Here is a 25,673-nt window from a genome sequence, read left to right as displayed (position 1 = left end):
CGCAGCGGACGCGTATCGAGACCCGCCCCACCTACGCTCTCCCCGCCCACGGGTCGTAGTCGGCGATCAGCGCTTCTTGCTCGGGGCGCTCCGCCTCGGCCACGTGCTGCAGGTTGATCCGCACGCGATACCACTGCGAACTGGAGCCGCGCATCCCATCGACGAGTTCGTCGGCAGGATGCAGGTCGGCCGCGGCATCCGGATGCTCCGCCTTCCACCGCTCGAGTGCCGCCAGCGCCTCCGGCTTCGTCTTCGTGCGTGCGACCTCGATGAGCGGCATCGTCGACGCGCGACGCCCAGCGCCGTCTCCCGTCGGCGGCGGCTTCTCCGCAGGTCCGAGCCGGTCGGCGAGGGCGAGAAGTGCGTCGAGCGAGCCGATCGCGTCGTCGATGCCCTCATGCAGGTCGCCGCGTTCGGCGAACCGATGGAGCACCGTCGGCACGGTGAACTCGTCGGGGCGACGCGTGCGCACCTCGTTCCAGTCGAGAGGCGTCGATACGCGGGCATCCGGCAACGGCCTGACCGAGTAGGCGGATGCCACCGTTCGATCCTTCGCGTTCTGGTTGAAGTCGACGAACACGCTCTCGCCTCGCTCCTCCTTCCACCAGCGGGCGGTCGCGAGGCCCGGTGCGCGGTTCTCGATCTCGCGGGCGAGAGTCTCGGCTGCGAGGCGCACGTCGGTGAAACTCCACCGGGGTGCGATGCGGACGAGGATGTGCAGACCCCGAGATCCGCTCGTCTTCGGCCAGCCGACGAGGCCGTGGTCGTCGAGCACATCGCGGACCACGAATGCGACGTCGACGATCTGCGACCAATCGACGCCGGGCATGGGGTCGAGGTCGACCCTGAGCTCATCGGGATGTTCGAGGTCTTCGGCGCGAACCGCGTGGGGGTTGAGGTCGAGGCATCCGAGATTCGAGACCCAGGCCAGGCCGGCGGCGTTGCGCAGCACGGCCTCCTCGGCCGAGGTGCCGCTCGCGTAGTGCAGCGTCGCGGTGTCGATGTAGTCCGGATGCCCGTCGGGCACGCGCTTCTGAAAGAACGGCTCCTGGGACAGACCCTTCACGAAGCGCTTCAGCACCATCGGCCGCCCGCCGGCACCTCGCAGCGCGCCGTCCGCGACGGCGACGTAGTAGTGCGCGAGATCGAGCTTGGTCAGCCCTGGCTCAGGGAACACGATCTTGTCCGGATGGGAGATGCGCACCTCGTGCCCGTCGACCTCGAGGAACGTCTCCGACTTCGACGACGTGGCCATGGGGTCACGGTAATCGCGGGGAGCGGGGTTCGGAGGGAATGTGGGGGGATTGATGAGAAAGCAGGGCACCTTGTCCTCCACATGAGACCGGTCCGTGAGGTTCTCCACAGGGTTAATAACCAGGTCAGAGGCCAGTTCGGAGTGTCGGTGGGTGCTGCTTGACTTGCTTGCATGACCACCCCGACCGCACCCATCACCGAGACATCGGTGAGCGCGACCGCGGGTGTGGAAGCGGTGGTGGATGGGTTGGCGCGCCTCGCGGAGGAGCTCGCCCGGTGGGTGTCGCCGGCGGAGATTCCGGGCATGGTCGATGACGCGCTGCTCACAGTGACGGGTGCGGTCGAAGCGTTGGGGCGCAGGGTGGATGCACTTCGCATACGCTGCGCGACGGAGATCGCGGAGCGCTCCCCGAAGGGTGCGGGGTCTGAGCGGTTGTCCGCGCAGATGGGATGCCGAACACCGGTCGAGTTGATCGCCCGCGTGACGGGCGTGTCTGAGGCGACAGCATCCCGACGGGTGAGCTTGGGCGCTGCTGTGCTGCCGGGTGCTGCGCTGACCGGAGAGGTCCTGCCGCCGAAGTTTCCGGCGGTTGCAGAAGCCATCGATGCTGGAGCGCTCGGCGACGACGCTGCCCGTGCGATCGTGTTCGCACTAGGAGGCGGCGTGCGGGATCGCGCGAACCCGGAGGATTGGGCCGCAGCCGAGGCAGCGCTGGTGGCGGATGCCATCGGTGGGTTCACCGCAGACCAGACGAGAGTGCAGGCGGCCGTGTGGAGAGTCGCGCTGGACCCGGACGGAGTCGATCCGGACGCGCAGGAGGCGATGCGTCGGCGGGGCTTGGTACGCCTGGGTACTCGAGACGGTCTGGTGCGTTACCGCATGGAACTGATGCCGGAGATCTCCGGCAAGCTCGAGACGGCTTTGGCTGCGGTCGTGTCGCCGAAGACGTCGCCGGTGTTCCTCAACGACGAGGATGCGTTGGAGCAGGACGCGCATGATGATCGCACGTCGCCGCAGAAGCGGCACGACGCGTTCGCGTCCCTGATCGATGCTGCGGCCCGATCGGCTGATGTGGCATCGATGGGCGGTGCTGCCCCGACAGTGCTGGTGCGGGTCGATGAGTCCGACCTCGTGTCGGGCCGTGGCGCGGGGTGGATCGACGGCGTGGACGACCCGATCCCGATGGCGGCGATCACGCAGTTCGCGTGCGCGGGTGGCATCCAGAAGGTGCTCATGAACAGCGAGGGAAAAATCCTCTCGTTGTGGTCACCCGACCGGTGTTTCACACCCCAGCAACGCCGTGCGATCGCCGTGCGCGACGGCGGGTGCGTGATCCCCGGGTGTCGTGTGCCGGCCGGGTGGTGCGAGGTGCACCACGTGCAGGAGCACGCCCGAGGCGGGCCGACGCACACCGACAACGGTGTCACGCTGTGCTGGTTCCACCACCGGTCGATCGACTCGGGCGGCTGGAGAGTGCGGATGCGTGACGGCGTCCCGCAGGTCCGCGCACCGGGATGGATCGATCCGAGTGGAATATGGCGAACCGTCGGCGTTCAGAGACGGAAGCCTCGGATGACCCCGGTAGCGTGACCGCATGACGTGGCCGGCCCTGCACATCTCCCAGTCCATCCAGCGCTCGCCCGAGGCGGTCGCGGCGTTCGCCGGGAATCCCGCGAACCTCCCGCTGTGGGCCGCTGGCCTGAGCGCCGGCATCCGCCAGGACGGTGAGCGCTGGGTGACGGACTCACCGATGGGAGAGGTCGAGGTCGCGTTCGTCGGCCCCGTAGAGCTCGGGGTGCTCGATCACGACGTCACCCTGCCCGACGGGTCAGTCGTGCACAACCCGCTTCGCGTGCTCGGCAATGACGAGGGCAGCGAGGTCGTCTTCACGCTGTACCGACTGCCGGGTGTCTCCGACGAGGACTTCGAGCGAGACGCCGCACTCGTCGGTGAGGACCTCGTCAGGCTGCGCGACGTGCTGGACGCGTAGGCGAGGGCTGCGCACGCCGCGAGATGCGTCGTGCGATCTCGGCGATGAGGAGCGCTACCACTGTGAGTGCCGCACACACCGCGAAGATGCCCTGGTAGCCGAACGCGGTCGCGGACCCGAATCCGATGATCGGACCGGACACGATCGCGCCGACGCGGCGGGTGTTGGTGAAGAGTCCGGATGCCAGCCCCGGACGCGGGATGATCTGCTGGAACATGGTCAACCCCACACCGGCGACAACGGCGAAGAACCAGGCGTTGAGCACCTGCAGTGCGATCAGCGTGATGGGGTCGCGGACGAAGGTCATGGCCGTGTAGTACAGGATGCCGGCCAGGCATCCTGTGATGACCAGCGCGTTCCCGGAGAACCTGCGGCTGAGGCGGCCGATCGCGAGAAGCGCGGGGATCTCGAGGAGTGCCGAGACACCGAGCGCGATACCGGACCAGATGAGCGGCAGCCCGAGCCGGTCGGTGACGAACAGGCTCATCACCGAGACCGCCGCGCTGTTGGTGGCCTGCAGTGCGATGAACGCGATCACGATGGCGATGACCGCGGCACGCGGCACGGGTCGGTCGTCCTCAGGCTGTGCCTGGCGTGAACTGCGTGCTTCGCCGTCGTCGCGCTGCGCAGCCATCGTGACCAGGGCAGTCGCGACGTTGAGCACGGCCACCACCGCGAGAGCGATCAAGATCGACCGGTTGCCCAGCGCGCCCATGATCACCGTCGCCAGCGGAGGACCCGCCACCCAGGCGAACGACACGACCGCACGGGTGTTCACCACATCGGACGGTCGGGCGCCGGATGCCTTCAGATGCGCGAACAGCAGAGACGAGCCTACTCCGGCCGGCCCGCCGAGCACGACGAGTGCCACCACTGCCACCGGCAGCGACGTGGTCACCGCCAGCGCACCGGCGAGCACCAGCGTGAACACGCCGCACAGCAGCATCGGGCGCAGGTATTCGCCCCGTCGGTCCGCCCATGCAGGGATCAGCAGGGATGCCAGGAAGCCGCTCGCGTTGTAGATCGCGAGAGACCAGCCGACCTGCGCGGCGGACGCGTCGAAGAGTGATACGAGCAGCAGAGCGAGCACCGGGTTGAGGAAAGCGAACTGCAGCCCCCAGAACAGTGCCGAGGTCGGGACGAGCAGGCGCTTCATGCCGCGTCAGGGCGGGTGTTCATGCGGTGCGGTGCGCGGTGCATCCGGTCCTTTCGGTCAGGTTCCATCCTGGCCCAGGCCGCAGAGGGCGACGAACATGCGCCTATGCGTGCAGGTGACGCTGCCAATCCGGCGGCACACGGCCCTCCGGTCCGGGCGCGGGCTGATCGTCGGGATGGCTCGTCGGATCGGCGAGTCTCGGTCCGTCGACCATCTCTTCCGTCTGGTAGTCCCAGAACCAGTCCTCACCTGGCTCGTAGCTCTGCATGAAGCGGTGGCCGGTCTCGCGGTAGTGCGCTGTTGCGTGCTGCGAGGGAGACGAGTCACAGCATCCGACATGCCCGCACTCTGCGCACCTGCGCAGGTGGAACCACCAGCCGTCGTCCTCGCCGCACTCCAGGCATCCTGCGCCGCTCGGGCGCGCCGCCGTATCGATTCCCGTTGCTTCGCTCATGGGTTCAGGATGCCACCGGAGCGCGCTCGCGGCATCCGGCACAACGGTGCGCGCGCTCGGTGCAGAACGCGGGGTGGAGAATGGGGCGAACGTGAGAGGGGAACGCGATGGGCGACTTCACTGCCTTCTATGCGGCGATCGCCGGGGCATCCGGAGCGCTCGTCGGGCTGCTCTTCGTCGCCGCGTCGGTCTCGCGTGAGGACATGTTCGGCGAGAACGCGAGCGTGCGCAACCGAGCTCGGTCGTCGCTCGCGCTGACGGCCCTCGTCACACCCCTGATCGTCGCGCTGTTCGCGCTGATTCCCGGCATCGGCCTGCGCGTTCCACTCCTCGTCGCAGGAATCGGCGGCATCCTCTTCACGGCCGCGGCGATCCGTCGTGTCGTCTCCAGCCGCGATTCGCGGCACGGATGGCGGCAACTCGCCTTCGTCGTCGGCTTCGGCGTCATCTCGATCGTGGAGGTGGTGATCGGGGTGTGGTTGCAGATCGACCCGAACCTACCGAACGGCGCCGCCGTCGCGGCGGCGATGCTCGTGGCGCTCGTGGGCGTCGGCGTCGACCGAGCATGGGAACTGATCGGCGGAAGAGCGACCAGCTTCGTGAGCTCGATCACGGATGTCGTCTACGGCGAGCACGAGCGACCGGCTTCGCCAGACGGCGAGTAGTCGACAAGCGGCATCAGTCGCTCGCGCGCCGCTCCCACAGTCGGCTTCCACCCGACCCGGTAGTCGTCAGCACGACGCCGTCGCCGAACGCGCCGATCGCTGCGGCTTCGACGTCGACCGGGAGCGGAAGACTCGTCCAGCCGCTGCAGTCCGTTCCCACGGTGAAGAGCCGCGCAACGTGGTCGACGTCGGCGACGATCCAGGTGCGGTCGGCGATGAGCGCGGCATCCGTCACCTGCACGAGTCCCTGGCCGGGGCCATCCGTCGCCGGGGTGGCACGACCGTCTGTGCTCATGCTCCAGCAGAGCAGGTGCTGGCTCGAGGCGAGCGTGCTGCCGATGATCGTGCAGGCGGAGCCGCCGCAGGCCACGGCCGTCGCCTCCGAGTTCTCCGTGGTCGGGAGCCCGACGCGATCCCAGCTGTGCCCGGTCGCCGAGAGCCAGGCCAGCGGTGTGCTGGGCGGCCCCGACTGTTCGTAGTGTGCAGATGCCCCGACCAGCACGTACCCGCCCGTCCGTCCCGCCGCGGCGAGGGCGCTCGTCTGCTCGCCAGGGTCTGAGGCGAGCCCCGGCAGATCCGCATAGCGCGTCCACATCCCACCGGATGCCGACAACCAGACCGTCGCACCGTACCGTCCGCTCGCGCCGAGCCACGAGCCGGCGAGCAGCGCGGTGCTGCCGTGCGCCGCCTCAGCACTGACCGCGAGGGCATCCTCGCCGCCGAACATCGTGAACGGCTGCTCATGCTCCGTCAGCGATCGGATGCCTCCGCCCCACATGGTCGGGCGCGGATTGCTGTGCGCCCCGCCGAAGGCCTGGCCGTAGGCGAAGACTCGTCCGCCGGCGGAAGCGGCCATCACGAACTCGGCGACGTGTCCGTATCCGGTGACAGCGTGCACGGACAACGGCGTCCACGTTCGCAGATCGGTGGTGGACCAGGCGGCAGGCGTGCGGCCGGATGTTCCTGGTCTCGAGCCGAGCGCGAGCATCCGCTTGCCGACGCGCACGAAGACCGCCACTCGTGCGTCTTTCGCAGGCGGTGAGAGTTCGGTCCAGCCGTTCGCGACCGTGCTCGCAGTGGCTGCCGAAGCGGATGGCGCGCCGGGTATCGGGTCGGCCGCCGTGCAGCCGGTCACGGTGAGCAGGACCGCCGCCAGCAGTGCGAGGGCGACCCGTCGCGGTGCCGGCATCGAGGCATCCCGTCGTCGGGAGGTGCGCATGCGGTCACGGTACCGCGGCGAGTGGGAGAGCGGCGATCGGCAGAGGTCAGGCGGTCAGTATGACCGGGCCGTTCTTCGTGACGGCGATCGTGTGCTCGCTGTGCGCGGTGCGGGCTCCCGTCGCGCTGCGCAGCGTCCAGCCATCGGCATCCGTGACGAGGGTGGCGGTGTCGGCCATCACCCACGGCTCGATGGCGAGCAGCAGTCCCTCGCGAAGCCGGAAGCCGCGCCCTGGGCGACCGGCGTTCGGGATGTGCGGGTCCTGATGCATGGTCGAACCGACCCCGTGACCACCGAACTCGAGATTGATCGGATAGCCGTCGCCGCTCAGCACCGTCTCGATCGCACGGGAGATGTCCCCGATCTTGGCGCCAGGAACGGCCTGCGCGATGCCGGCGGCGAGTGCGCGCTGCGTCGACTCGATCATGCGCAGATCGGCGGGGTCGACCGTGTTGCCGACGACGAAGCTGACGGCGGAATCGGCCACGATGCCGCCCAGCGATGCGGCGAAGTCGAGCGTGAGCAGATCGCCGTCGCGCAACGCGTAGTCGTGAGGGAGACCGTGCAGCACGGCGTCGTTGACCGAGGTGCAGATGAAATGCCCGAACGGACCGCTGCCGAACGATGGCGCATAGTCGACGTAGCACGACTCGGCGCCGGCATCCCTGATCAGCTGTGCGGTCCACTCGTCGATCTCGAGCAGGTTCGTGCCGACTGCGGTCCTCTCCCGCAGCGTCCGCAGGACGTCCGCCACGAATCGGCCGCTGTCGTGGGCGCGAACAACTTCTTGCTCGCTCAATATCTCGATCACGCCGGTCGCCCTTTCAGATCTGCGATGCGTACGCCGGTAATACTATCCCGGTATTATCATTGGGTCATGGTCCGCTTGCCGCTGTCGCCCTCCGAACTCGAACGAGGCAAGCGTCTCGGTGCGCTGCTGCGCGGTGCACGGGCCGAGCGGTCGATGGTTGACGTGGCGGTCGAGGCGGGCATCTCGCCCGAGACGCTGCGAAAGATCGAGACGGGACGTGTCGCGACTCCGTCGTTCTCCACGATCGCTGCCATCGTGACGGTGCTCGGCCTCTCGCTCGACGAGGTGTGGGTGTCGGTCGTCGACCCGACGCAGCCGGTGCGGCTCGCAGCGACCTCCGCGAGTCGCCGCCGGATTGCGTGACGGCGACCTACCGTGACCCCATGGACGAGGAATTCGACGCGACACCCGAGCAGCTCCTCGCTGCGCTGGATGCCAGCGAGCTCGTCGAACGCGTCTCGGCGCTGACCGAGTCGCAACGCGGCGATCTGCTGGAACGCATGGCACTGCTGGTGGGGGCCAACCACGCCGTCACGGTGGAGGAGTTCAGGAGCGAGTTGTCGGACATCCTCGACTCCGGACCGACCTTTCATGCCGTGCTGCACGGCGGGCGCTTCGATGGCCAGGTGATGGAGCTGGACCCGGAGGAGTTCGACGCGAGCGTGATCTGCGCGGCGGTCGACGGAGAGGATGCCGTGCAGCAGGCATCCGACGAGCCCAACTCCGTGTACCGGCTCAGCGAGGGGTCGCCTGCACCAGGATCGACGGTGCACTACCGGTTCGACAGGCTCATCGATGCGCACAGCACGTCGCTGGAGCAGCCGGGAAGCTGACGCACGGTCAGCACCTGGCCGAAAGTATCAGACACCCCTTGCCGTTCATGGGCTCGGCGGACACTAAGGTGGTCCGGTGGCACCATCCCTTAACCCACGTCGAGGCAACGTTCCCGGGCCGCGCAGGGGAAGCACCGAGGCGCAGCGCGCGGCATCGGATGCCACGGCGCGGGCATCTCTTCCGGCCGAGCCGGCCACAACTAGACCACGCCGTGCTCGCGGTCGAGAGCTGCGGAGCATCGCCCGTCACGGCAGGCTGCAGCGCAAGCCGTGGATGACGTTCGGCAAGGTCGTGGCGTGCGTCGCGTCTGTCGCGGTGGCCAGCGTCGTCGGCATCGGCGGTGTCGCCGCAGTGAACCTGGTGAGCGATGCGAAACCGTCGGTGCATCTGGTCGGCCACAACGACGTCGCGTCGGTTCCCGACATCGGCGCGATCGACGGTGGCGTGAACATCCTGGTCGCGGCATCCGACACCCGGTCCGGCCAGGGCGACGCGTGGGGCACCACCGAGGACAGCTCGGGTGCGGGGCTCAACGACGTCACGATGCTCGTCCACCTCTCACAGGATCACACGCACGCGGTCGTCGTCAGCTTTCCGCGCGACCTGATGACGCCGATACCGAAGTGTCCGGACGGGCAGGGCGGATGGAACAGCGCGATGTCGTTCCAGCCCATCAACACGACGCTGTCCGACGGCGGGCTGGCGTGCACCGTGCTGACGGTCGAGCAGATCACGGGCGTCGACATCCCTTTCGCAGCTCTGGTCGACTTCAACGGCGTCGTCGCAATGTCGAATGCCGTCGGCGGCGTGCCGGTGTGCATCACGAACGGCGGCATCCATGACGAGCACACCGACCTCGACCTGCCGGACGGCACGTCCACCCTCGAAGGCAAAGAGGCCGCGGAGTTCCTTCGCACGCGCTACGGCGTGGGCGACGGGTCGGACCTCGGCCGCATCAGCAACACACAGGTCTTCCTCTCCTCGCTGGTGCGCACGGTGCTCACCAAGAGCACGCTGACCAACCCGGCCAAGGTCTGGGGCCTCGCGAAGGCGACGTTGCAGAACGTGCATCCCTCCGACACGTTGAACCTCACAACGCTGTACCAGATCGCGATGGCGGCGAAGGATCTCAGCTTCGACAACATCGTCTTCGTGCAGTATCCGGTGGGCACCGACGCCGACTACCCGGGAAAGGTGGTCGCCGACCAGAACTCGGCCGACGCGCTGACCGCCGCCATCAAGAACGATCTGCCGATCCAGCTCACCGGCGGCACCGGTCTGGGAGCTGTCACATCGACGGATGCCCCGGTACCGCCCGCCGTGACCGTCGACCCGAACTCGTCGAGCGGGTCGAGCACCTCCGGTACGAAGTCCACGCCGAAGCCGACGAAGTCGGCAGCACCGCCCGCCGTGCTCCCGGAGGACGTGACGGGTCAGACCGCCGCAGCCCAGACCTGTTCGAAAGGAAACAACTGAGCGAAGCGAGAGCCGAGCGAGCTTGCTCTGCCGAGCCGAGCGAAAGTTGTTGAGCAGCGAAGCCGCGAACACAACTGACGGGCTCCCGCTGACGGGGACACGCGGTGCCATAGCGTTGGATCATGCCCCTCTTGCTGCATCTGGACTCATCGATCGACCCGAGCGATTCCGTGTCGCGCGCGCTCACCTCGCGGTTCGCCGCCGCCTGGCGTGCTCGCGGCGGCGACTATTCGGTCGTCGTGCACGACCTCGTCGCCGACCCCGTTCCTCACCTTCCGCACCACTCGCTGCACTGGCCAGCGCGGCTGCGCGAGGGCGGGTCCCCGGTCTTCCCGGAGGCCGAGGCGCTGCAGAACCGGCTCATCGATGAGCTGCTCGGTGCGGATGCCGTGGTTGTCGGTGCGCCGATGTACAACTACTCGATCCCCTCGACCTTGAAGACCTGGCTCGACGATATCCATGTGCCGGGTCGTACCGCGCTGTTCGACGGGGACACCCAGCCGATGAAGGGCCGCCACGCGGTGATCATCTCGTCGCGCGGAGCCACCTACGACGAGGGGACTCCGACCGCCGAATGGGATCACACCGTCGCGCCGATCGAGATCATTCTGGGCACGGCACTCGGCATGGACGTCGACGTGGTGACGGTCAGCCGTACGCTCTCCAGAACGCTTGCGGGAATGGCCGATGAGCGCGACCGGTTCGAGGCGGAGCTGTCGGCCGCTCAGCAGAGGGTCGACGAGCTCGCCGCCTCGATCTGATCCGGCGATCGATCGAGCCGGCGAGCAAGCAGGGTCAGACGTCGCTGAGCTCGATCGCGCCGGTCGCGGGGGCGTCGTAGCCGGCATCCGTCGAGGCGGTGTTGCTCGAGCCCGCACCGGCCGGAACCGTCACCGGCTCGTCCACGTGCACGTACTTGCCGCCCATCGCCAGCGAGGCGATGGCCCCGACCACCGACAGGATCGCGGCGGTCACGAACACGATGATCAGTCCGGCGTGGAACGGGCCGGAGATGAGCTGGGGGAAGAACTCCTTGCCCGTCAGCGTCGAGACCTGCGACGACGAGAGCGTGTCGAGCGCGCCCGTCGGCTTCAGCAGCGACGCGATCGGGTTGTAGCCGAGGAAGGCAGCGAACAGGCTTCCGACCGGCGGGGTGTTCGCGATCTGCCCGGCGACCGCGTGGCTGACACCGTGCGCCGTGAGGCCGTCCCGCATCGTCTGCGGCAACGTGTTCGCGAGGCCGGCGATCATCAGGGAGAAGAACACGCCGATCGAGAGCGAGTTGCCCGCGTTCTGGAACGTGCCTGTCATACCGGATGCCGCGCCTCGCTGATTCGCGGGCACTGAGTTCATGATCGCCGTTCTGTTCGGCGCGGCGAACATGCCCGAGCCGACGCCGTTCAGGAACGTGACGACGGCGAACGTCCAGTACTCGAAGTTGACGGGCAAGAACAAGAGGCCGACGAACGTGACGGCGACCAGCAGCAGGCCGACGAACGACAGCATGCGCGCGCCGATGCGGTCGGAGATGATGCCGGCGAGCGGGCCGGACGCGAGGAATCCGATCGTCAGCGGGAGCATGTAGATGCCCGCCCAGAACGGTGTCGACTCGAACGAGTAGCCGTGTAGCGGCAGCCAGATGCCCTGCAGCCAGATGATCAGCATGAACTGAAGGCCGCCTCGGCCGATCGAGGCGAGCAGGCCGGCCAGGTTTCCCCACGCGAACGTGCGGATGCTGAACAGCCGCACGTTGAACAGCGGATCCTTGACCCTGAGCTCGACGAACACGAAGACGACGAGCACGATCACACCGCCGATGATCGCCGAGAGAACGAGCGGGTTGAACCATCCCGTCGAGCTGTTGCCATAAGGCTGGATGCCATAGGTCACGCCGGTCAGCACCGAGATGAGCCCGACCGCGAACAGCACGTTGCCCCACCAGTCGATGCGTCCCTTGTTGGTGGCTCCCACCTCGTGCAGCGACCTGTACGACCAGATCGTGCCGACGATGCCGACGGGGATGCTCACGGCGAAGACCGCGTGCCAGTCGACGGATGCCAGCACGCCACCGAGGATCAGGCCGAGGAACGTTCCTGCGATGGCGGCGATCTGGTTGATGCCGATCGCCATGCCGCGCTTGTCGGAGGGGAAGGCATCCGTCAAGATCGCCGTCGAGTTGGCGAAGATCATCGAGCCGCCGACGGCCTGCACGATGCGCCAGACGACGAGCCACATCGCCCCGGCGCCGGACGTGAACGGGTCGAACACGAGAGCGATCGCGGCCAGCGTGAAGATGATGAAGCCGATGTTGTAGATGCGCACCCTGCCGTACATGTCGCCGAGGCGACCGAACGTCATCACCAGCACGGCCGTGACGAGGATGTAGCCCATCAGGATCCACAGCAGGTAGCTCACGTTGCCCGGTTCGAGCGGGTTGAGCTTGATGCCGGTGAAGATGGCGGGCAGCGAGATCAGCACGATCGAACCGTTGATCGTGGCCATCAGCATGCCAAGGGTGGTGTTGCTGAGGACGATCCAGCGGTAGTGCGGGTGGTCCTTGTTGAACATTCCGGTTCGAACCGGCGGTGTCTGTGCCTTGCTCACTCTTCGTCTCCCTCATCCGCGCTCGCGCGCGAGAGAACGCGAGCACGGCAACCGGGCAGGCGCGTTGCGCTGCCCGAACGTCGATCGCGACTCTGCGATGTCTTCCATCGCGTCTCGAGGCGGCCAGCGAACGCGGCCGTCATCACGAGATGCAGGTAGATGCTAGCGGCAAGACGCGAACATTGTTCAAACGGCATCGAACAGAGTGAGGCCGCGTGCGCGCCTGAGCGACGGGTGCGCGCTGGCGGGAGTGAGGTCAGAACAGCGGCGGCGGGGCATCCGGCAGCGCGCCCTCGAGCCCGAGCAGGAACTCCTTGCGCCGCAGCCCGCCGGCGTAGCCGGTGAGGCTCCCGGTCGCACCGACCACGCGATGGCACGCCACCACGATCGACAGGGGATTGTGCCCGACAGCCTGGCCGACGATGCGAGCGAGCGACCGGTCACCGAGCTGCTCGGCGATCTCGCCGTACGTGACGGTCTCGCCGTACGGAATCTCACGCAGAACCTTCCACACGCTCTGCTCGAAGTCGCTGCCCTCTGCATGTGTCGCGAAGTCCAACGACGTGCGCTCGCCGTTCAGGTAGTCCCGCAACTGCAGCACGGCCTCGGCGATCGCCGGGTCGGATGCAGCGTCCACCTCGTCCCCGAACGCCGAGCGATCCGGTTTGGTCCAGTGCCCCGGATAGTAGATGCCCGTGACGGCGTCGCCGTCGGCGACGATCGTGAGCTCGCCGATCTCTTCGGCGATCTGCGGTGCAGTGACGGTGGCGTGACGGATGCCCATGGCCGACTCCTCTATTAGTGGTGCGTCTTCATTGTGTAGACGTTCGGGAGCGGGGGAACGTGAGATTCGCAGTGTGACGGTCACATCGTCATGTGCATGCTCGCTTTGTGTCCGACATCGGTGGATCCCAGTGCCGGCACCGTGATGAGGGCGACGAGCGCTGCACCGAGGAGAATGCCTGTGATCGCCCGTACGGGGCCCGGTTGGTGTATCGGCGCCGGCGCCGCGGTGCGGTTCCTGCGCAGGTGCACGGCGCAGGAACCGGCCACGACGAGATCGAGCACCGTCGCCGCGGTGAACGAGAGGACCGGCACGGTCAGTGCTGCTGTGATCCCGGTGTGCATCGTCATCGCAGACGCGTGTTGCGTCATGAGACCGACTACGACCAACGATCCGAGCACGGCGACCGGCGACAGCGAGACGGCGAGCATGCCACGTGGCATGACGGGCGTGCCTCGGATCAGATACATCAGCGACCACGCCACCTCGAGGGCACCGATCGAGATCAACGCCAAGGACCACCACCATGGCGACGAAGCTGAGATCGCGAGGTGAACGAGGCCGGCGCCGAGCGCGCAGAGCGCCGGCCACGTTCGGGTCATGTCCCGCATGTCCGTCACGCCGTCGGTCAAGCCACGGCCGCGCTGCGGCTCTGCGAGCGGTCGGTGCTCAGCCCCACGGCAAGCAGCACGAGCGCGCTTGCGAGATGGAGGAAGTGGTCGGGTGTGTTCAGCGCGAGCACGTTGGCCGGGGTGTTGGCAATGAAGAAGCCCACGATCCCGAGCAGAAGATAGGCCGCGCCGATCACGATGTCCACTGTCTTCGCGGCAATGACGGATGTCAGACCTGCGATGAGTAGAGCGGCGCCGATGATCAGGTGGGCGACGTTGTGCAGCGGGTTCACCTCGAAGATGCCCAGCAGCAGGCCGCCGTGGGTCGCGACGAAGCCGACGCCGGATGTCACGAAGAAACCGAGCAGACCCACCAGCAGGTAGACGGCGCCGAATATCGTCGCGACGATGCGATTCGGGGATGACTTCATGGGGATGCCTCCTAGCAATCGGTGGCGAAGATGTTCGCCTGTGCAGATGATTCGGAGAACGGGCGAAGACGGATTTGGCTCATCTGGATTCCGGCGAACGAATGTCCGCCGGCCCCGGGAGTCTGGTCACCTGCGATGCTTGAACTTGTGCATTCCGACCCGACCGACGAGACGTCCGACTCCGTCGACGCCGTCCAGACTCTTCTGCTGCGTGTCGCAGCGGGAGACCAGGCGGCTTTCGGCGAGCTCTACGACGCCGTCGCATCGAGGGTGCTGGGGAGTATTCAGCGATTGCTGATCGACAGGGCGCAGTCGGAAGAGGTCATGCAAGACGTGCTCCTCGAGGTATGGCAATCCGCGCCGACGTTCGATCCGAATAAAGGTCGAGCGATCGGATGGATCATGACGATGGCGAAGCGGCGAGCGATCGACCGCATTCGGTCAGCGCAGGCGGCCCGCGACCGGGATCTGCGGATAGGCATTCGCGACTATCGGGTGGAAGACGATGTCGCCGATATCGCAGAGATCTCGGTGGAGCGAGAGCGAGTGTCGCGCGCGATGGAACGACTGACCGACGTGCAACGTCAAGCGATCGCGTTGGCCTACGACGGCGGGTACACGCATACGGAAGTCGCGGAGTTGCTCGCGGTTCCCGTCGGCACGGTCAAGACTCGGTTACGCGATGGCATGATTCGGCTGAGAGATGAGTTGGGGGTGAGGACATGAGCGAGCAGAAGGATCTCCGTCGAGATGGCGCGGGAGATGTGCGTGATCTGGCCGCGGGGTACGCACTCGGTTCACTCACGCCCGACGAGCGTGCTCGTTACGAGCGTCTCGCCCATGGTTCGCAAGATGCCGCTCGCGAGCGGGAGGAATTCGGCGACGTCGCTGCCGCCCTCAACGCAGCACCGCCTACGGCAGAGCCGTCGCCCGATCTCAAAGCGCGGCTCATGGAGCAGATAGCCATCACGCCGCAGAAGGCGCCATCGGCAGTGGACCGGACGGATACCGCTCACGCCTTCGACACTCCTTCCAGCCCAGACGCTTCTCCTCGGACTCCCGCCGAGCGACGTGCAGGTGTGCGCTGGTCTCGGCGAGGTGTTGTCATCGCCGCTGCAGCCGCCGCGGCAGTCGTGATCTTCGCCGGCGGTTCGATCGTCGGCTTCAACGTCTCGCAGCATTCCGTCGTGAGCACGCAGGCCGATGCACTCGCGAACATCACGTCGGCGCCTGATGCGCAGCGTGCCACGAGCACTGTCCGAGGCGGTGGAACAGCAACGCTCGTCTGGTCGGAATCGCTCGACAGATCCGCCATGATCGTCAGCGGCGTGAAGCCCGCGCCCGCTGGTCGCACCTATCAGCTCTGGTACATCCGCGATGGCGCCGCCACGTCGGCCGGCTTGATGTCCGGCGAATGGCAGGTACTGAAGGGCTCCCTGCAGAAGGGCGACACCATCGGCTTGACCGTCGAACCCGCCGGCGGTTCGCGGCAGCCGACGACCGAACCGGTCGTCACGATCGTCAGCTGAAGCCTCGCCCGCGGAGCCGGTCGAGCCCTCGTCATCCGAACGTGAAGGAGTACACCTCGACGCCCGGTGAGACCGAGGCGATGAGCGTGCCGCTCGATGAGGTCCCCTGCGCGTGAGCCGTGTACTCCCTCGGCACCCCTGACACGTGGACGGTCCTGGTGCTGGCGCCGTCTCGCACGGTCACCGTGCCGCTACCCCCGAGCACCATCTGCACACGCGAGGCGGTGTATGCCAGACGGATGCGCGCATCGTCGGCGCGAGGCTGCGCGTACTGGTCGTGCAGGGACCACCGACCGTCGAGGGCGAAGGTGTTCTTCGGCTGGGACGACGGCAGCGTGAATGCGGTGGTCTTGGCCGAGTACGCCTGCTGACCGCTGTAGTTCACCTGCTTGGTCGTGCCGAGATAGGTCTCGGCCGTTGTCGATGTCGTGGGGGTGGTGTCCTTGACGTTGGTGGCCGGCGGCAGATGTACCCCGGGATGGGCGTCCTTCAGCAGTGTGCGGATCATCGCCTCGGTCGACGCGTAGTCTCCTTCTCCGAACTGCACATTGCGCACGACGCCCTTCGCGTCGATGAGATAGTGCGCCGGCCAGTAGCGGTTGCGATAGTTGGTCCAGGTGGAAAGGTTGTTGTCGATCGCTACCGGGTATGTGATGCCGAGTCGGTTCGCTCCCGCTTTCACATCGCCGACCACCTTCTCGAACGCGTACTCGGGCGAGTGGATGCCGATCACTTGCAGACCGTCTTTCGCGTAGGCCTTGTTCCATGCGACGACGTGCGGCACCGAACGTTGGCAGTTGATGCAGGAGTACGCCCAGAAGTCGACCAGCACGACCTTTCCACGCAGGCTCTTCAACGTGACGGCCCGATCGCCCGGCGTGTTGAACCACTGCTGGATGCCGGTGATGTCAGGCGCCGTGCCGCACGACTCCAACGAGGTCGCATCATTGCGACACTTCGAGAGATTCTTGTTCTGGTCGTTGACGATGCCGCCCAGATCGAGAGCCTTCGACACCTGTTTCGAGTTGGAGAAGCCGTTCTGCAGGCTTGCGGTGTAGTCGGGCACGAGCGTCTGAAGCAGTTGCGGGAGATTGAGGGCGAGCGCTACCGCGAGCGCGATCATCAGAACACCGCCGGTCAGACGGATGCCCTTCTGGTATTTGCGGAACGACCGCACCCGATTCGCAACTCCGCGCCCGGCCAGAGCGAAGATCAGCAGCGGGATGGCGGCCCCGATCGCGAACGTCAACGTGAGCACGATGGTCTCCGGGCCGATCCTCCCGGTCGAGCCCGCAACCGTGATCGCCGCCAGAACGGGGCCGGCACAGGGAACGTACACGGCACCGAGAGCGATCCCGAGCACGAATCCACCCCGGTTCGTTCCGACGTTGCGCTGCGGAATCCACGAGAACGGCTTTTCCAGAATCGCCTCGAACCTGGGAACGATCAGGCCGACGCCGATCAGCAGGAGCACGGCGATGCCGGCGTAGCGCAACACATCCTGCGGCAGGTGCAGCAGTGCGAGCAGCAGGGATCCGAGAAGCGTGAACACGCTGAAGCTGACCACGAGGCCGAGGATCACCTGGTAGGGCCGCCACCGCGAAACGGGGGCGGCGATCGCGGCCGTCGACGACTGCACGCCGCCTGAGAAGAAGATCACTGGCAAGACGGGCAGGATGCAGGGCGAGATGCCGGTGATCAGGCCGCCGAGGAATCCTATGAGCGCGAGCGTCAGGTACAAGTCGGCCTCCTGCGTGTCGATGTCTGTGTCGATGTCGGCCGGTATTCGGTGCGGACGGCTTCAACGGATTGAGCTGGGCCGAATGCCCGTCATAGACGCGTCGATCGCGCCAGACGAATCTCCATCGGATCCAAACCGGATGCGCGGACGCTCCGAACAAGTGTGTGAGGGCCGCAGAGCCGTGGCCCGGCAGAAGTCCAGCGGATGAAGGAGATTCCGATGCGAATCATGAAGCACACCACCGTAGCCGTCGGTATCGCGGCGATCGCGGTACTCGGGTTGGCCGGATGTACCGGCAGCGGGACCGGTTCCGCCCAGGGAAGCACGACCAAGGACGCCAAACCCAGCGCGTCGGCATCCGCGAACCCGGCGGCCGATCTGGTGGGACCAGGATGTGCCGCGTACGCCAAGCAGGTACCGAGCGGCGCCGGTTCGATCAAGGGAATGTCTCAAGATCCGGTTGCGGTCGCGGCATCCAACAATCCGATGCTCACCACCCTGGTGAAGGCAGTCTCCGGCAAGCTGAACAGCGATGTGAACCTTGTCGACACCCTCGACGGAAGCCAGTTCACGGTTTTCGCTCCGGTCGACTCGGCGTTCGCCAAGCTTGACGCCGCGACGGTCGCCACGCTGGGCACCCCGGCGGGAGCTGCCACCCTGAAGAAGGTGCTGACCTATCACGTGGTGCCGGGCCAGATCGCTCCCGATGCCATCGACGGCACTCATGCCACGGTGGAGGGTCAGGACCTCACGGTCAGCGGTAGCGGTAGCGACATGAAGGTGAACAACGCGGCCGTCGTGTGCGGTGGCGTGCACACCGCGAACGCAACCGTCTATCTCATCGACACCGTGCTCATGCCGCCGGCCAGCTGATTCGACGAGAAGATCCCGCGACGACTGAACTTCTCGGAATCAGCCCCACGCCGCGTCTTTCACGATGTGCCATACGGAAACCACAGTCTCCGTATGGCACATCTTCGCGTGCGTGGTCCGGGTGAAATCGTCTGAAAGCACCGCGCCCGTCGCCAACGCGTGCGGACTTGCCTCGGTCCGGGAAGCGCGGCGCGTGGCCGTCGCTAGTCTGCGACTGTGTCGCACGCATCCGTCTCGTTCTGGTACTCGCAGATACCGGCGCCTGAGCCGCTCCCCTCCCTCAAGGGCGACATCCGAGCGGATGTCTGCATCGTCGGCGCCGGATTCACCGGTCTCTGGACCGCCTACTACCTGAAGAAGGCGCAACCGTCGCTACGGGTCGTGGTGCTGGAGCAGCGGTTCGCCGGGTTCGGGGCATCCGGTCGCAATGGCGGATGGCTGACCAACTCCGTCACGGGCGGTCGCGAGCAGTACCTCGCGACGCACGGTCGCGAGGGCGCGCAGGCGATGCAGTCGGCGATGACCGCGTCGGTGCACGAGGTCGTGCGCGTCGCCGAGGCGGAAGGCATCGACGCCGACATCGTGCTCGGCGGGGAGCTGAACGTGGCGCGCAACGCGGCCCAGCTCGGCCGGTTGAACGAGTGGGCGGAGAGCGAAGCCGGCTGGACGGATGTCGGCGCCGAACTGCTCGACGCTGCGCAGGCATCCGCTCGCATCGCCGTGTCGAACACGGTCGGTGGGCTGTGGCAGCCGCACTGCGCGCGCATCCAGCCGGCGAAGCTCGTGCGCGGACTCGCGGCCGTCGTCGAAGCGCTCGGCGTCGAGGTCTACGAGGGAACGAAGGTCAGCGACATCGAGCCGCGCAGCGACGGCCGCGCGGCGCGCGCCGTCACCGCGCACGGATCCGTCGACGCCGACGTCGTCGTGCGCGCTACGGAAGGGTTCACGGCGCGAATGCCCGGCGCACACCGCTCGTGGGTCCCGTTGAACTCGTCGCTGATCGTCACCGAGCCGCTGTCCGACGGCCAGTGGGATGCCATCGGCTGGGCGAATCGCGACACCCTCGGCGACCTCGCTCACGTCTACATGTACGCGCAGCGCACGGCCGATGGCCGCATCGCGTTCGGCGGGCGGGGCGTGCCGTACCACTGGGGATCCCGATTCGACGAGGACGGCACCACGCCGGATGTGACGGTACGGTCGCTGCGCGAACTGCTCGTGCGGTTCTTCCCCGTGCTGGGCGACGTACGCGTCGAACGGGCGTGGTCGGGCGTGCTCGGGGTGCCGCGGGACTGGTCGGCGACCGTGGGACTCGATCGGGCATCCGGACTGGCATGGGCCGGCGGATACGTCGGCACCGGCGTCACTGCCACCAACCTCGCCGGCCGCACGCTGGCCGACCTCATCGTGGAGCGCGATACCGCGATCACCGATCTGCCGTGGGTGGGACACCGGGTACGCAACTGGGAGATCGAACCGCTGCGCTTCATCGCGGTGAACGGGCTGTACAAGGCGTACGGGTTCGCCGACCGTGCGGAGGATCGCGGCAGCACGGGCACCTCGCCGATCGCGCGCCTGGCCGACGCGGTATCCGGCCACAAGTAGACCCCCGGCCTCCTCGCTGCTCGACCAGCGGGTTCGGGTCTCGCTGCGCGTGCCCTCGCGTTCTTCTCGATCGGCGGCAGCGACGGAATACGCTGGTCGGCATGGGCGATCGGGTGCACAAGCCGGGCCGTGAGCTCGCCGACGAGAAGGACATTCTCGTCGGATTCCTCGCGTACGACCGCGGAGTGGTGGAGCGAAAGCTCCGAGGGCTTTCGGAGGCGGATGCGCGGGCATCCGTGGTCCCGTCCGGCTGGTCGATGCTCGAACTCGCGTGGCACCTGTCGTCGATGGAACGCCGCTGGCTGCAGTGGGGGTTCCTCGGTGACGAGCTCGAGGATCCGTATCGCGACTCGGACGACACCGAGTCATGGCGAGTGGATGCCTCGGCCACCGTCGAGAGCGTGCTCGCAGCTCTGCAGGTGGCCGGTGACACCACCGCCGGCATCGTGAACGCGCACGACCTGAATGAACGGTCCAGTGTCGGTGGCCGATTCGCCGCCGGGGGCGACAGCCCGGTGCCGACGCTCCGCTGGATCTTGGTCTACGTGCTGCAGGAGTACTCGCGGCATCTCGGTCATCTCGACATCGCCCGCGAACTCACCGACGGCGAGACCGGGGAATAGTGTGCCGGTGTGGGATTCGAAGCAGCACTCGACGTCGTGACCGAATGGGTGGATGCCGGCCGCATCCCGGGAGCCGTGCTCGGCGTCGACGACAAGACTTCCGCGAGACTGCATGCCAGCGGCGAGACTGCGGGTAGTACCCGCGGCTTCGCCGCTGGCATGCAGTCTCGCGCGGTGGGGCTCGCGCAACGCGAGCCCGTCGAGCGGCCGATGACGATCGACACGTGGTTCGACCTCGCGTCGCTGACGAAGGTGATCTTCACGACGCCGCGCATTCTGGATGCCGCGAGCTCGGGCATCCTCGACCTCGACGCCCCGATCATCGCGGTGCTGCCCGAGCTGCGGCAGTTCGATCCGGATGCCTGGCAACGCCGCATCACGCTGCGCGACTGCCTCACACACGGCAGCGGTCTGCCCGCGACGTGGCCGATCTACACGTACGGAACCGACCCGGATCAGCTGCGCGCATTCGTGATCCAGCGCGACTGGCCGCACGGCGACCCGGTGTACTCCGACCTCAACTTCATGCTGCTCGGATTCGTGCTCGAGCGACTGGCCGGCGCGCACATCCGCGAGCTGGATGCCGGCGAGGGGTTCGCCTGGTCAGCCGATCCCGAGCAGGCAGCCGCGACCGAGTACTGCCCGTGGCGCAGACGGATGCTCGTCGGCACCGTCCACGACGAGAACGCGGCCGCGCTGCAGGGCGCCGGGCACGCCGGGCTGTTCGGCACGGCGGCATCCGTGCTGGGCTACGCGCGCGGGCTGCTCGACGGGACCGCGGCGTCCGCGGAATCGATAGCACTGATGCGCACGGCGGTGGATGCCCAGCGCACCTATGGCTGGGAGCACCGCTACGAGGGGTGGTCGGGCGGGGATGCCTGCAGCCCCGAGACGATCGGCCACACCGGCTTCACCGGGACGGGCGTCTGGATCGACTTCGCCGCCGGCCGGGCATGGACGCTGCTGACGAACCGCGTGCATCCGTCCCGCTGGTTCGATAGCGGCGTTCCCGAGCTACGCCGCCGGGTCGGCGACGCGCTCGCCGCCTGACCTCCCGAGTTCCCTGAGCGAGCGAAGCGAGTCGAAGGCGGCTACACCGCCTCGAGCACGATCGCGGCGCCCTGGCCGCCGCCTCCGCAGAGACCGGCCGCTCCGACGCTGCCCGAGCCTGCAGCCTGCAGCCGCCGCGCGAGCGTGCCGACGATGCGCGCACCTGATGCCCCGAGCGGATGCCCCAGCGCGATCGCCCCTCCGTGCTCGTTCACGATCGAGGGCTCGACGCCCAGCTCTCGCGTCGAGTGCACTGCGACGGCGGCGAACGCCTCGTTGATCTCGACCGCGGCCAGAGCGGATGCCTCGATCCCCGCCTTCTTCAGCGCCGCGGCGATCGCGTGCGATGGCTGAGAGTGCAGCGAGGTGTCCGGTCCGGCGACGAACGACTGCGAGACGATGCGCGCGAGCGGTGTCACGGACAGCTCGACGTCGTCCCCGACGATCACGAGCGCGGCCGCGCCGTCGGTGATCTGCGACGAGTTGCCCGCGGTGATCGTGCCGTCGCTCGCAAACGCGGGGCGCAGCGTCGACAAGGATTCCGCCGTCGTGTCGGCGCGCACGCCGTCGTCGGCCGAGTAGGTGGTCGAACCCTTGCGCCCCGGAACGTCGAACGGCGCGATCTCGCCGGCCAGAAAGTCGACGGATGCCGCCACCCGCTGGTGCGAGGTGGCCGCGTAGGCATCCTGTTCCTCGCGCGTGATGCCGAGGATGCCGTTGTACTTCTCCGTCGAGGCGCCCATCGAGATGTGTTCGAAGGCGTCCGACAGCCCGTCGCGTTCGAGCGTGTCGACGAATTCGATGGCGCCGTATTTGGCACCGGCGCGCGATCCGGACCAGGCGTGCGGGGCCAGCGACATGGACTCCTGCCCGACGACCACGACGATGTCGGCATCGCCGTCCTCGATCAACCTCGCGGCGGCGGCGACGGCCAGCGTTCCGGAGAGGCACACGGCGTTCAGGGTGATGGCCGGAACTGTCAGCGGGATGCCCGCTCCCGCCGCCGACTGCCGCGCCGGGTTCTGCCCGGCCGCGGCCTGCACCACCTGTGCGCCCTGCACGATGTCGACGCGATCGGGGGCGATGCCCGCCCGGTCGAGTGCTGCGCGCACCGCTGCGGCACCGAGGTCGACGGCGGGAACCGCGGCGAATCCGCCGTTGAACTTGAGGAACGGGGTGCGAGCGTAGCTCGCGATGAGCGCCTGGCGCCCTGACGTGTTCGACATGGTCGTACTCCTTCGTCGTGCCGTTCCGAGAATAGCCGCGCGGTCGCTGGTCGAGCGCGATACTCGAGACGTGGACACGTCCGGCGAGAGCCTGCTCAGCATCATCTGCGACCTGGTGGTGCTCGCCCTGTTCGTGAACACGGGCATCCGGATGCTCCCCGCCACCCGCCCGTTCCCCTGGCTCGCGCTTGTGGTCACAGTGGTCGTCGGCGTGCCGTCGTTGCTGCAGCCGGTCTTCCCTCAGCTCACGGATGCCCTCGCCCGCGACCCCCACGCGACACTCGCCCAGGGTCAGTGGTGGCGCATCCTGACCGCGTTGCTCGCTCAAGACGGGGGAGAGGTCGCCGCGGTCTTCAACCTCATCGTCGTCACGCTCGTGCTCGTCTTCGGCTCGTGGATCTGGGGTGGACGGGTCTGGGGGCAGTGGCTCACCCTCGCACTGTTCCTGGTGCCGTCCATCGTTCTCAATCTGCTGGCGGTCGCGTGGGGACAGACCGGAGGCGGGTCATCCTTCGCCTCCGACGGGCTGATCTTCAGCGTCTTCGGCGTGGCACTGCTGATCGGCACGCGCGATGCGGCGGCACCATCACGGGTCGGAACGATCGTGGTGCGGGTGAGTGCAGCACTGGCATCCGCGATCGGAATCGTGCTCGTCATCGCGGGTGACGCTCACGGCGTCTCGATGCTGCTGGGCCTCGCGCTCGGTCTCATCGCCAATCAGCTCCCTGAGCGAGCGAAGCGAGTCCAAGGATGAACCCGTCGCCTAGCTCGCGGATGCCTGACGCGGCTTCAGCAGATCGGCCCGCTCCGGATGCTCGTCGAACCATTGCGCCACGTACCAGCACATCGGAACGACGTGGTATTTCGTGTTCTTCTCCACGTCGTCGACTGCGAATTGCACGATCTTGGCGGCAAGGCCGCGTCCGCGCAGGTTCGGATTCGTGAACGTGCGGGTCATCGAGATCGAGTCGCCGAGCACGGTGTAGTCGACCACGCTCGCGATCTGACCGGCGGAGCGCAGCACGTAGCGGTGGGCATCCGGTTCGTGTGCGTATTCCTCGGCCATGGTTTCAGGGTAGGCGGGTTGCCCCGAGCGCTCCGGCGTAACGTGAGCGTCGACCCCGATCCGAAGGAGCACCGATGCCCGAATTCTCTGCCGCCCACGATGAGCTCCTTGCCCACGTGCCGCTTCCGCATGGCGCGAAGATCGAGAGCTCGCCCATCACCTACGGTCACGACGGCACGGAGCTCGAGGGATACGTCTCGCACGACGCGGCGGCGAACGAGCCGCGGCCGGGCATCCTGATCGTGCACGACTGGCTGGGAGTCGGACCGAACGTCGAGGTGCGCGCCCAGATGCTCGCGCGGCTCGGATACGTCGCGTTCGCCGCCGACATCTACGGCGCGGCCGAGCGGCCGACGCCTGAGACCGCATCGACGCTCGTCGGCAAGTACTACGGTGATCTTCCCCTGATGCGCGCCCGCGTGCAGGCCGCGTACGACACGCTGATCGAGCTGCCGCAGGTGGACGAGACCCGCATCGCCGTCATCGGGTACTGCTTCGGCGGATCGGCAGCGCTCGAGTTCGCGCGAACGGGGGCCGACATCCGCGGCGTCGTCTCGTTCCACGGCCGCCTGATCACGCACGACCCGAGCGATGCGGATGCCATCCGCGCCAAGCTGCTCATCCTCACCGGCGGCGTCGACCCGGTGGTGAGCGACGACGACCTCCACGCCTTCCAGGACGAACTGCGCGCCGTACCCGGCCTCGACTGGCAGACCGTCATCTACAGCGGTGCGCCTCATGCGTTCACGGTGCCAGGCGAGAAGTATCGTCCGCTGGCGGATGCCCGCAGCTGGCGTGCGCAACTCGACTTCTTCGACGAGATCTTCGCGTAAGGCGCTCGTCGATGGCCGAGTCGAGGGCGGCATATTCGCCGCGAGGCACTGTTGCAAAATGCGTATTTTGCGACATCGTCACCGGCGCGACACCCGCCCGCGAAGTCTTCAGATCGGATGACTTCGTCGCGTTCCTCGACGCGCATCCGGTGTTCCCCGGACACGTGCTGATGGTGCCGACGGTTCACGTGCAGACGTACGACGAGCTGCCGGTCGAGCTCGCCGACCCGTGGGTGCGCACGTCGCAGGCGCTGCAGCGTGCGGTCGAGGCGGCGACGGATGCCGACGGCAGCCTTCTCATCGTCAACAACGTCGTCTCGCAGTCGGTGCCGCATCTGCATCTGCACCTCATACCGCGGCACCGAGACGACGGCCTGCGCTTCTGGCTGGGCCCGCGCCACGCCTACGCGTCCCCCGAGGAGGCGGATGCCGTCGCCGCCCGCATCCGTGCCGCCCTCGCTGTCGGTTGAGAGGTATCTTGTCGCGTGCCGGATCTCGGAGATTTGCGTCGCCACGCCGCCCCAGCAGGCGGACGCGCCGGGGATCGCTGTGAATCTCCGAAATCCAACACGGTCGTTCGCCTTGAGCGCGCGGACGGGCAGGCGTTGCGAGGAACCGGCCGATTTCAAAGGGCGCCGCGCGGCCTGATATAGTCGTCAGGTTGATCACTGAGCCCTGGCTCGAGAGCAACAGCAGTCGCGCCCGTAGCTCAACGGATAGAGCATCTGACTACGGATCAGAAGGTTGGGGGTTCGAATCCCTTCGGGCGCACACTGTCTTGAGTCGCGACATAGGTGACATCTGAGTCGCGACATGGGAGACGTTCATGAGCGAGAG

The 25,673-nt window shown here is 67.2% G+C and carries 28 protein-coding genes and 1 tRNA gene; 17 read left to right on the top strand and 12 right to left on the bottom strand.

All coding sequences use genetic code 11. From position 1 onward, the window contains the following. Positions 1 to 31 precede the first annotated feature (31 nt). Complete coding sequence (locus MJ603_RS17685) at positions 32 to 1,255, bottom strand: DNA polymerase domain-containing protein (RefSeq protein WP_243065082.1); 1,224 nt, start codon at positions 1,253 to 1,255, stop codon at positions 32 to 34. Between the two features lie 171 nt (positions 1,256 to 1,426). Between MJ603_RS17685 and MJ603_RS17680 the strand changes: the two genes are divergently transcribed. Next, positions 1,427 to 2,845 carry an HNH endonuclease signature motif containing protein gene (locus MJ603_RS17680; protein ID WP_243065081.1) on the top strand — a complete coding sequence of 473 codons (1,419 nt, stop codon included), beginning with the start codon at positions 1,427 to 1,429 and terminating at the stop codon, positions 2,843 to 2,845. A 4-nt stretch (positions 2,846 to 2,849) separates the two neighbouring features. After that, a complete protein-coding gene (locus MJ603_RS17675; protein ID WP_243065080.1) occupies positions 2,850 to 3,245 on the top strand; it encodes an SRPBCC family protein in 396 nt (131 codons plus the stop codon). Here the strand turns inward: MJ603_RS17675 and MJ603_RS17670 are convergent. Then, positions 3,217 to 4,401 (bottom strand): MFS transporter, encoded by a 1,185-nt coding sequence (locus MJ603_RS17670; RefSeq protein WP_243065079.1) that lies wholly within the window; start codon positions 4,399 to 4,401, stop codon positions 3,217 to 3,219. The two genes, MJ603_RS17675 and MJ603_RS17670, sit on opposite strands and share 29 nt — an antisense overlap. Positions 4,402 to 4,504: 103 nt before the next feature. Continuing rightward, entirely contained in the window at positions 4,505 to 4,855 is a 351-nt protein-coding gene (locus tag MJ603_RS17665) for a UBP-type zinc finger domain-containing protein (RefSeq protein WP_243065078.1), read from the bottom strand. A gap of 107 nt (positions 4,856 to 4,962) precedes the next feature. Here MJ603_RS17665 and MJ603_RS17660 point away from each other — a divergent pair, with 107 nt between their 5' ends. Continuing rightward, positions 4,963 to 5,520 (top strand): hypothetical protein, encoded by a 558-nt coding sequence (locus MJ603_RS17660; protein WP_243065077.1) that lies wholly within the window; start codon positions 4,963 to 4,965, stop codon positions 5,518 to 5,520. A gap of 13 nt (positions 5,521 to 5,533) precedes the next feature. Here MJ603_RS17660 and MJ603_RS17655 read toward each other — a convergent pair whose 3' ends face one another. Beyond that, complete coding sequence (locus tag MJ603_RS17655; protein ID WP_243065076.1) at positions 5,534 to 6,739, bottom strand: hypothetical protein; 1,206 nt, start codon at positions 6,737 to 6,739, stop codon at positions 5,534 to 5,536. Positions 6,740 to 6,785: 46 nt separating this feature from the next. After that, positions 6,786 to 7,550, bottom strand: a complete 765-nt coding sequence (gene map, locus MJ603_RS17650; RefSeq protein WP_243065075.1) for a type I methionyl aminopeptidase — start codon at positions 7,548 to 7,550, stop codon at positions 6,786 to 6,788. A 66-nt stretch (positions 7,551 to 7,616) separates the two neighbouring features. On the opposite strand from map, the gene MJ603_RS17645 reads away from it, so the two are divergent. From MJ603_RS17645 to MJ603_RS17630, 4 genes are all read left to right on the top strand, one after another. Continuing rightward, a complete protein-coding gene (locus tag MJ603_RS17645; protein WP_243065074.1) occupies positions 7,617 to 7,913 on the top strand; it encodes a helix-turn-helix transcriptional regulator in 297 nt (98 codons plus the stop codon). A 20-nt stretch (positions 7,914 to 7,933) separates the two neighbouring features. Beyond that, positions 7,934 to 8,383 (top strand): hypothetical protein, encoded by a 450-nt coding sequence (locus MJ603_RS17640; protein WP_243065073.1) that lies wholly within the window; start codon positions 7,934 to 7,936, stop codon positions 8,381 to 8,383. Between the two features lie 76 nt (positions 8,384 to 8,459). After that, positions 8,460 to 9,860, top strand: coding sequence for an LCP family protein (locus tag MJ603_RS17635; protein WP_243065072.1), 1,401 nt, complete (start codon positions 8,460 to 8,462; stop codon positions 9,858 to 9,860). A gap of 122 nt (positions 9,861 to 9,982) precedes the next feature. After that, positions 9,983 to 10,621 carry an FMN-dependent NADH-azoreductase gene (locus MJ603_RS17630; protein WP_243065071.1) on the top strand — a complete coding sequence of 213 codons (639 nt, stop codon included), beginning with the start codon at positions 9,983 to 9,985 and terminating at the stop codon, positions 10,619 to 10,621. Positions 10,622 to 10,655: 34 nt separating this feature from the next. Here MJ603_RS17630 and MJ603_RS17625 read toward each other — a convergent pair whose 3' ends face one another. The 4 genes from MJ603_RS17625 to MJ603_RS17610 all read right to left on the bottom strand — a co-directional run bounded on the left by MJ603_RS17625 (position 10,656) and on the right by MJ603_RS17610 (position 14,290). After that, positions 10,656 to 12,464 carry an MFS transporter gene (locus tag MJ603_RS17625; protein WP_243065070.1) on the bottom strand — a complete coding sequence of 603 codons (1,809 nt, stop codon included), beginning with the start codon at positions 12,462 to 12,464 and terminating at the stop codon, positions 10,656 to 10,658. Positions 12,465 to 12,720: 256 nt separating this feature from the next. Continuing rightward, complete coding sequence (locus tag MJ603_RS17620; protein WP_243065069.1) at positions 12,721 to 13,248, bottom strand: methylated-DNA--[protein]-cysteine S-methyltransferase; 528 nt, start codon at positions 13,246 to 13,248, stop codon at positions 12,721 to 12,723. An 80-nt stretch (positions 13,249 to 13,328) separates the two neighbouring features. Further along, positions 13,329 to 13,850 carry a hypothetical protein gene (locus MJ603_RS17615; protein WP_243065068.1) on the bottom strand — a complete coding sequence of 174 codons (522 nt, stop codon included), beginning with the start codon at positions 13,848 to 13,850 and terminating at the stop codon, positions 13,329 to 13,331. 26 nt (positions 13,851 to 13,876) lie between these two features. Next, positions 13,877 to 14,290: a DUF4383 domain-containing protein gene (locus MJ603_RS17610; RefSeq protein ID WP_243065067.1), complete on the bottom strand. Its 414-nt coding sequence runs from the start codon at positions 14,288 to 14,290 to the stop codon at positions 13,877 to 13,879. A gap of 135 nt (positions 14,291 to 14,425) precedes the next feature. On the opposite strand from MJ603_RS17610, the gene sigK reads away from it, so the two are divergent. Continuing rightward, positions 14,426 to 15,016 carry an ECF RNA polymerase sigma factor SigK gene (gene sigK, locus MJ603_RS17605; protein ID WP_243065066.1) on the top strand — a complete coding sequence of 197 codons (591 nt, stop codon included), beginning with the start codon at positions 14,426 to 14,428 and terminating at the stop codon, positions 15,014 to 15,016. Next, positions 15,013 to 15,819, top strand: a complete 807-nt coding sequence (locus tag MJ603_RS17600; protein ID WP_243065065.1) for an anti-sigma factor domain-containing protein — start codon at positions 15,013 to 15,015, stop codon at positions 15,817 to 15,819. Before sigK ends, MJ603_RS17600 begins: the two co-directional genes overlap by 4 nt. 31 nt (positions 15,820 to 15,850) lie before the next feature. Here MJ603_RS17600 and MJ603_RS17595 read toward each other — a convergent pair whose 3' ends face one another. Then, complete coding sequence (locus MJ603_RS17595; protein WP_308220616.1) at positions 15,851 to 17,560, bottom strand: cytochrome c biogenesis protein DipZ; 1,710 nt, start codon at positions 17,558 to 17,560, stop codon at positions 15,851 to 15,853. A 219-nt stretch (positions 17,561 to 17,779) separates the two neighbouring features. On the opposite strand from MJ603_RS17595, the gene MJ603_RS17590 reads away from it, so the two are divergent. The 4 genes from MJ603_RS17590 (at position 17,780) to MJ603_RS17575 (ending at position 21,711) form a co-directional block, all read left to right on the top strand. Further along, entirely contained in the window at positions 17,780 to 18,433 is a 654-nt protein-coding gene (locus tag MJ603_RS17590; protein ID WP_243065064.1) for a fasciclin domain-containing protein, read from the top strand. A 216-nt stretch (positions 18,434 to 18,649) separates the two neighbouring features. Beyond that, entirely contained in the window at positions 18,650 to 20,038 is a 1,389-nt protein-coding gene (locus tag MJ603_RS17585; RefSeq protein WP_243065063.1) for an FAD-binding oxidoreductase, read from the top strand. A 101-nt stretch (positions 20,039 to 20,139) separates the two neighbouring features. Then, positions 20,140 to 20,661: a DinB family protein gene (locus tag MJ603_RS17580; RefSeq protein ID WP_243065062.1), complete on the top strand. Its 522-nt coding sequence runs from the start codon at positions 20,140 to 20,142 to the stop codon at positions 20,659 to 20,661. Positions 20,662 to 20,670: 9 nt separating this feature from the next. Beyond that, positions 20,671 to 21,711 carry a serine hydrolase gene (locus MJ603_RS17575; RefSeq protein WP_243065061.1) on the top strand — a complete coding sequence of 347 codons (1,041 nt, stop codon included), beginning with the start codon at positions 20,671 to 20,673 and terminating at the stop codon, positions 21,709 to 21,711. A gap of 41 nt (positions 21,712 to 21,752) precedes the next feature. On the opposite strand, the gene MJ603_RS17570 is transcribed toward MJ603_RS17575, so the two are convergent. Beyond that, positions 21,753 to 22,937, bottom strand: a complete 1,185-nt coding sequence (locus MJ603_RS17570) for an acetyl-CoA C-acyltransferase (RefSeq protein WP_243065060.1) — start codon at positions 22,935 to 22,937, stop codon at positions 21,753 to 21,755. 70 nt (positions 22,938 to 23,007) lie between these two features. Here MJ603_RS17570 and MJ603_RS17565 point away from each other — a divergent pair, with 70 nt between their 5' ends. Beyond that, entirely contained in the window at positions 23,008 to 23,691 is a 684-nt protein-coding gene (locus MJ603_RS17565; protein ID WP_243065059.1) for a hypothetical protein, read from the top strand. Positions 23,692 to 23,700: 9 nt separating this feature from the next. Here the strand turns inward: MJ603_RS17565 and MJ603_RS17560 are convergent, their stop codons facing one another. After that, positions 23,701 to 24,075 carry a GNAT family N-acetyltransferase gene (locus MJ603_RS17560; protein ID WP_374230960.1) on the bottom strand — a complete coding sequence of 125 codons (375 nt, stop codon included), beginning with the start codon at positions 24,073 to 24,075 and terminating at the stop codon, positions 23,701 to 23,703. A gap of 2 nt (positions 24,076 to 24,077) precedes the next feature. On the opposite strand from MJ603_RS17560, the gene MJ603_RS17555 reads away from it, so the two are divergent. The 3 genes from MJ603_RS17555 (at position 24,078) to MJ603_RS17545 (ending at position 25,607) form a co-directional block, all read left to right on the top strand. After that, positions 24,078 to 24,836, top strand: a complete 759-nt coding sequence (locus MJ603_RS17555; protein WP_243065057.1) for a dienelactone hydrolase family protein — start codon at positions 24,078 to 24,080, stop codon at positions 24,834 to 24,836. A gap of 11 nt (positions 24,837 to 24,847) precedes the next feature. Next, positions 24,848 to 25,306 (top strand): HIT family protein, encoded by a 459-nt coding sequence (locus MJ603_RS17550; RefSeq protein ID WP_243065056.1) that lies wholly within the window; start codon positions 24,848 to 24,850, stop codon positions 25,304 to 25,306. 228 nt (positions 25,307 to 25,534) lie between these two features. After that, positions 25,535 to 25,607 (top strand) — tRNA-Arg (locus MJ603_RS17545). The last annotated feature ends 66 nt before the right edge of the window (positions 25,608 to 25,673 follow it).

It is taken from the genome of Humibacter sp. RRB41 (assembly GCF_022761015.1).
Taxonomy (GTDB): domain Bacteria; phylum Actinomycetota; class Actinomycetes; order Actinomycetales; family Microbacteriaceae; genus Humibacter.
This window is presented reverse-complemented; position numbering and strand designations above follow the sequence as displayed.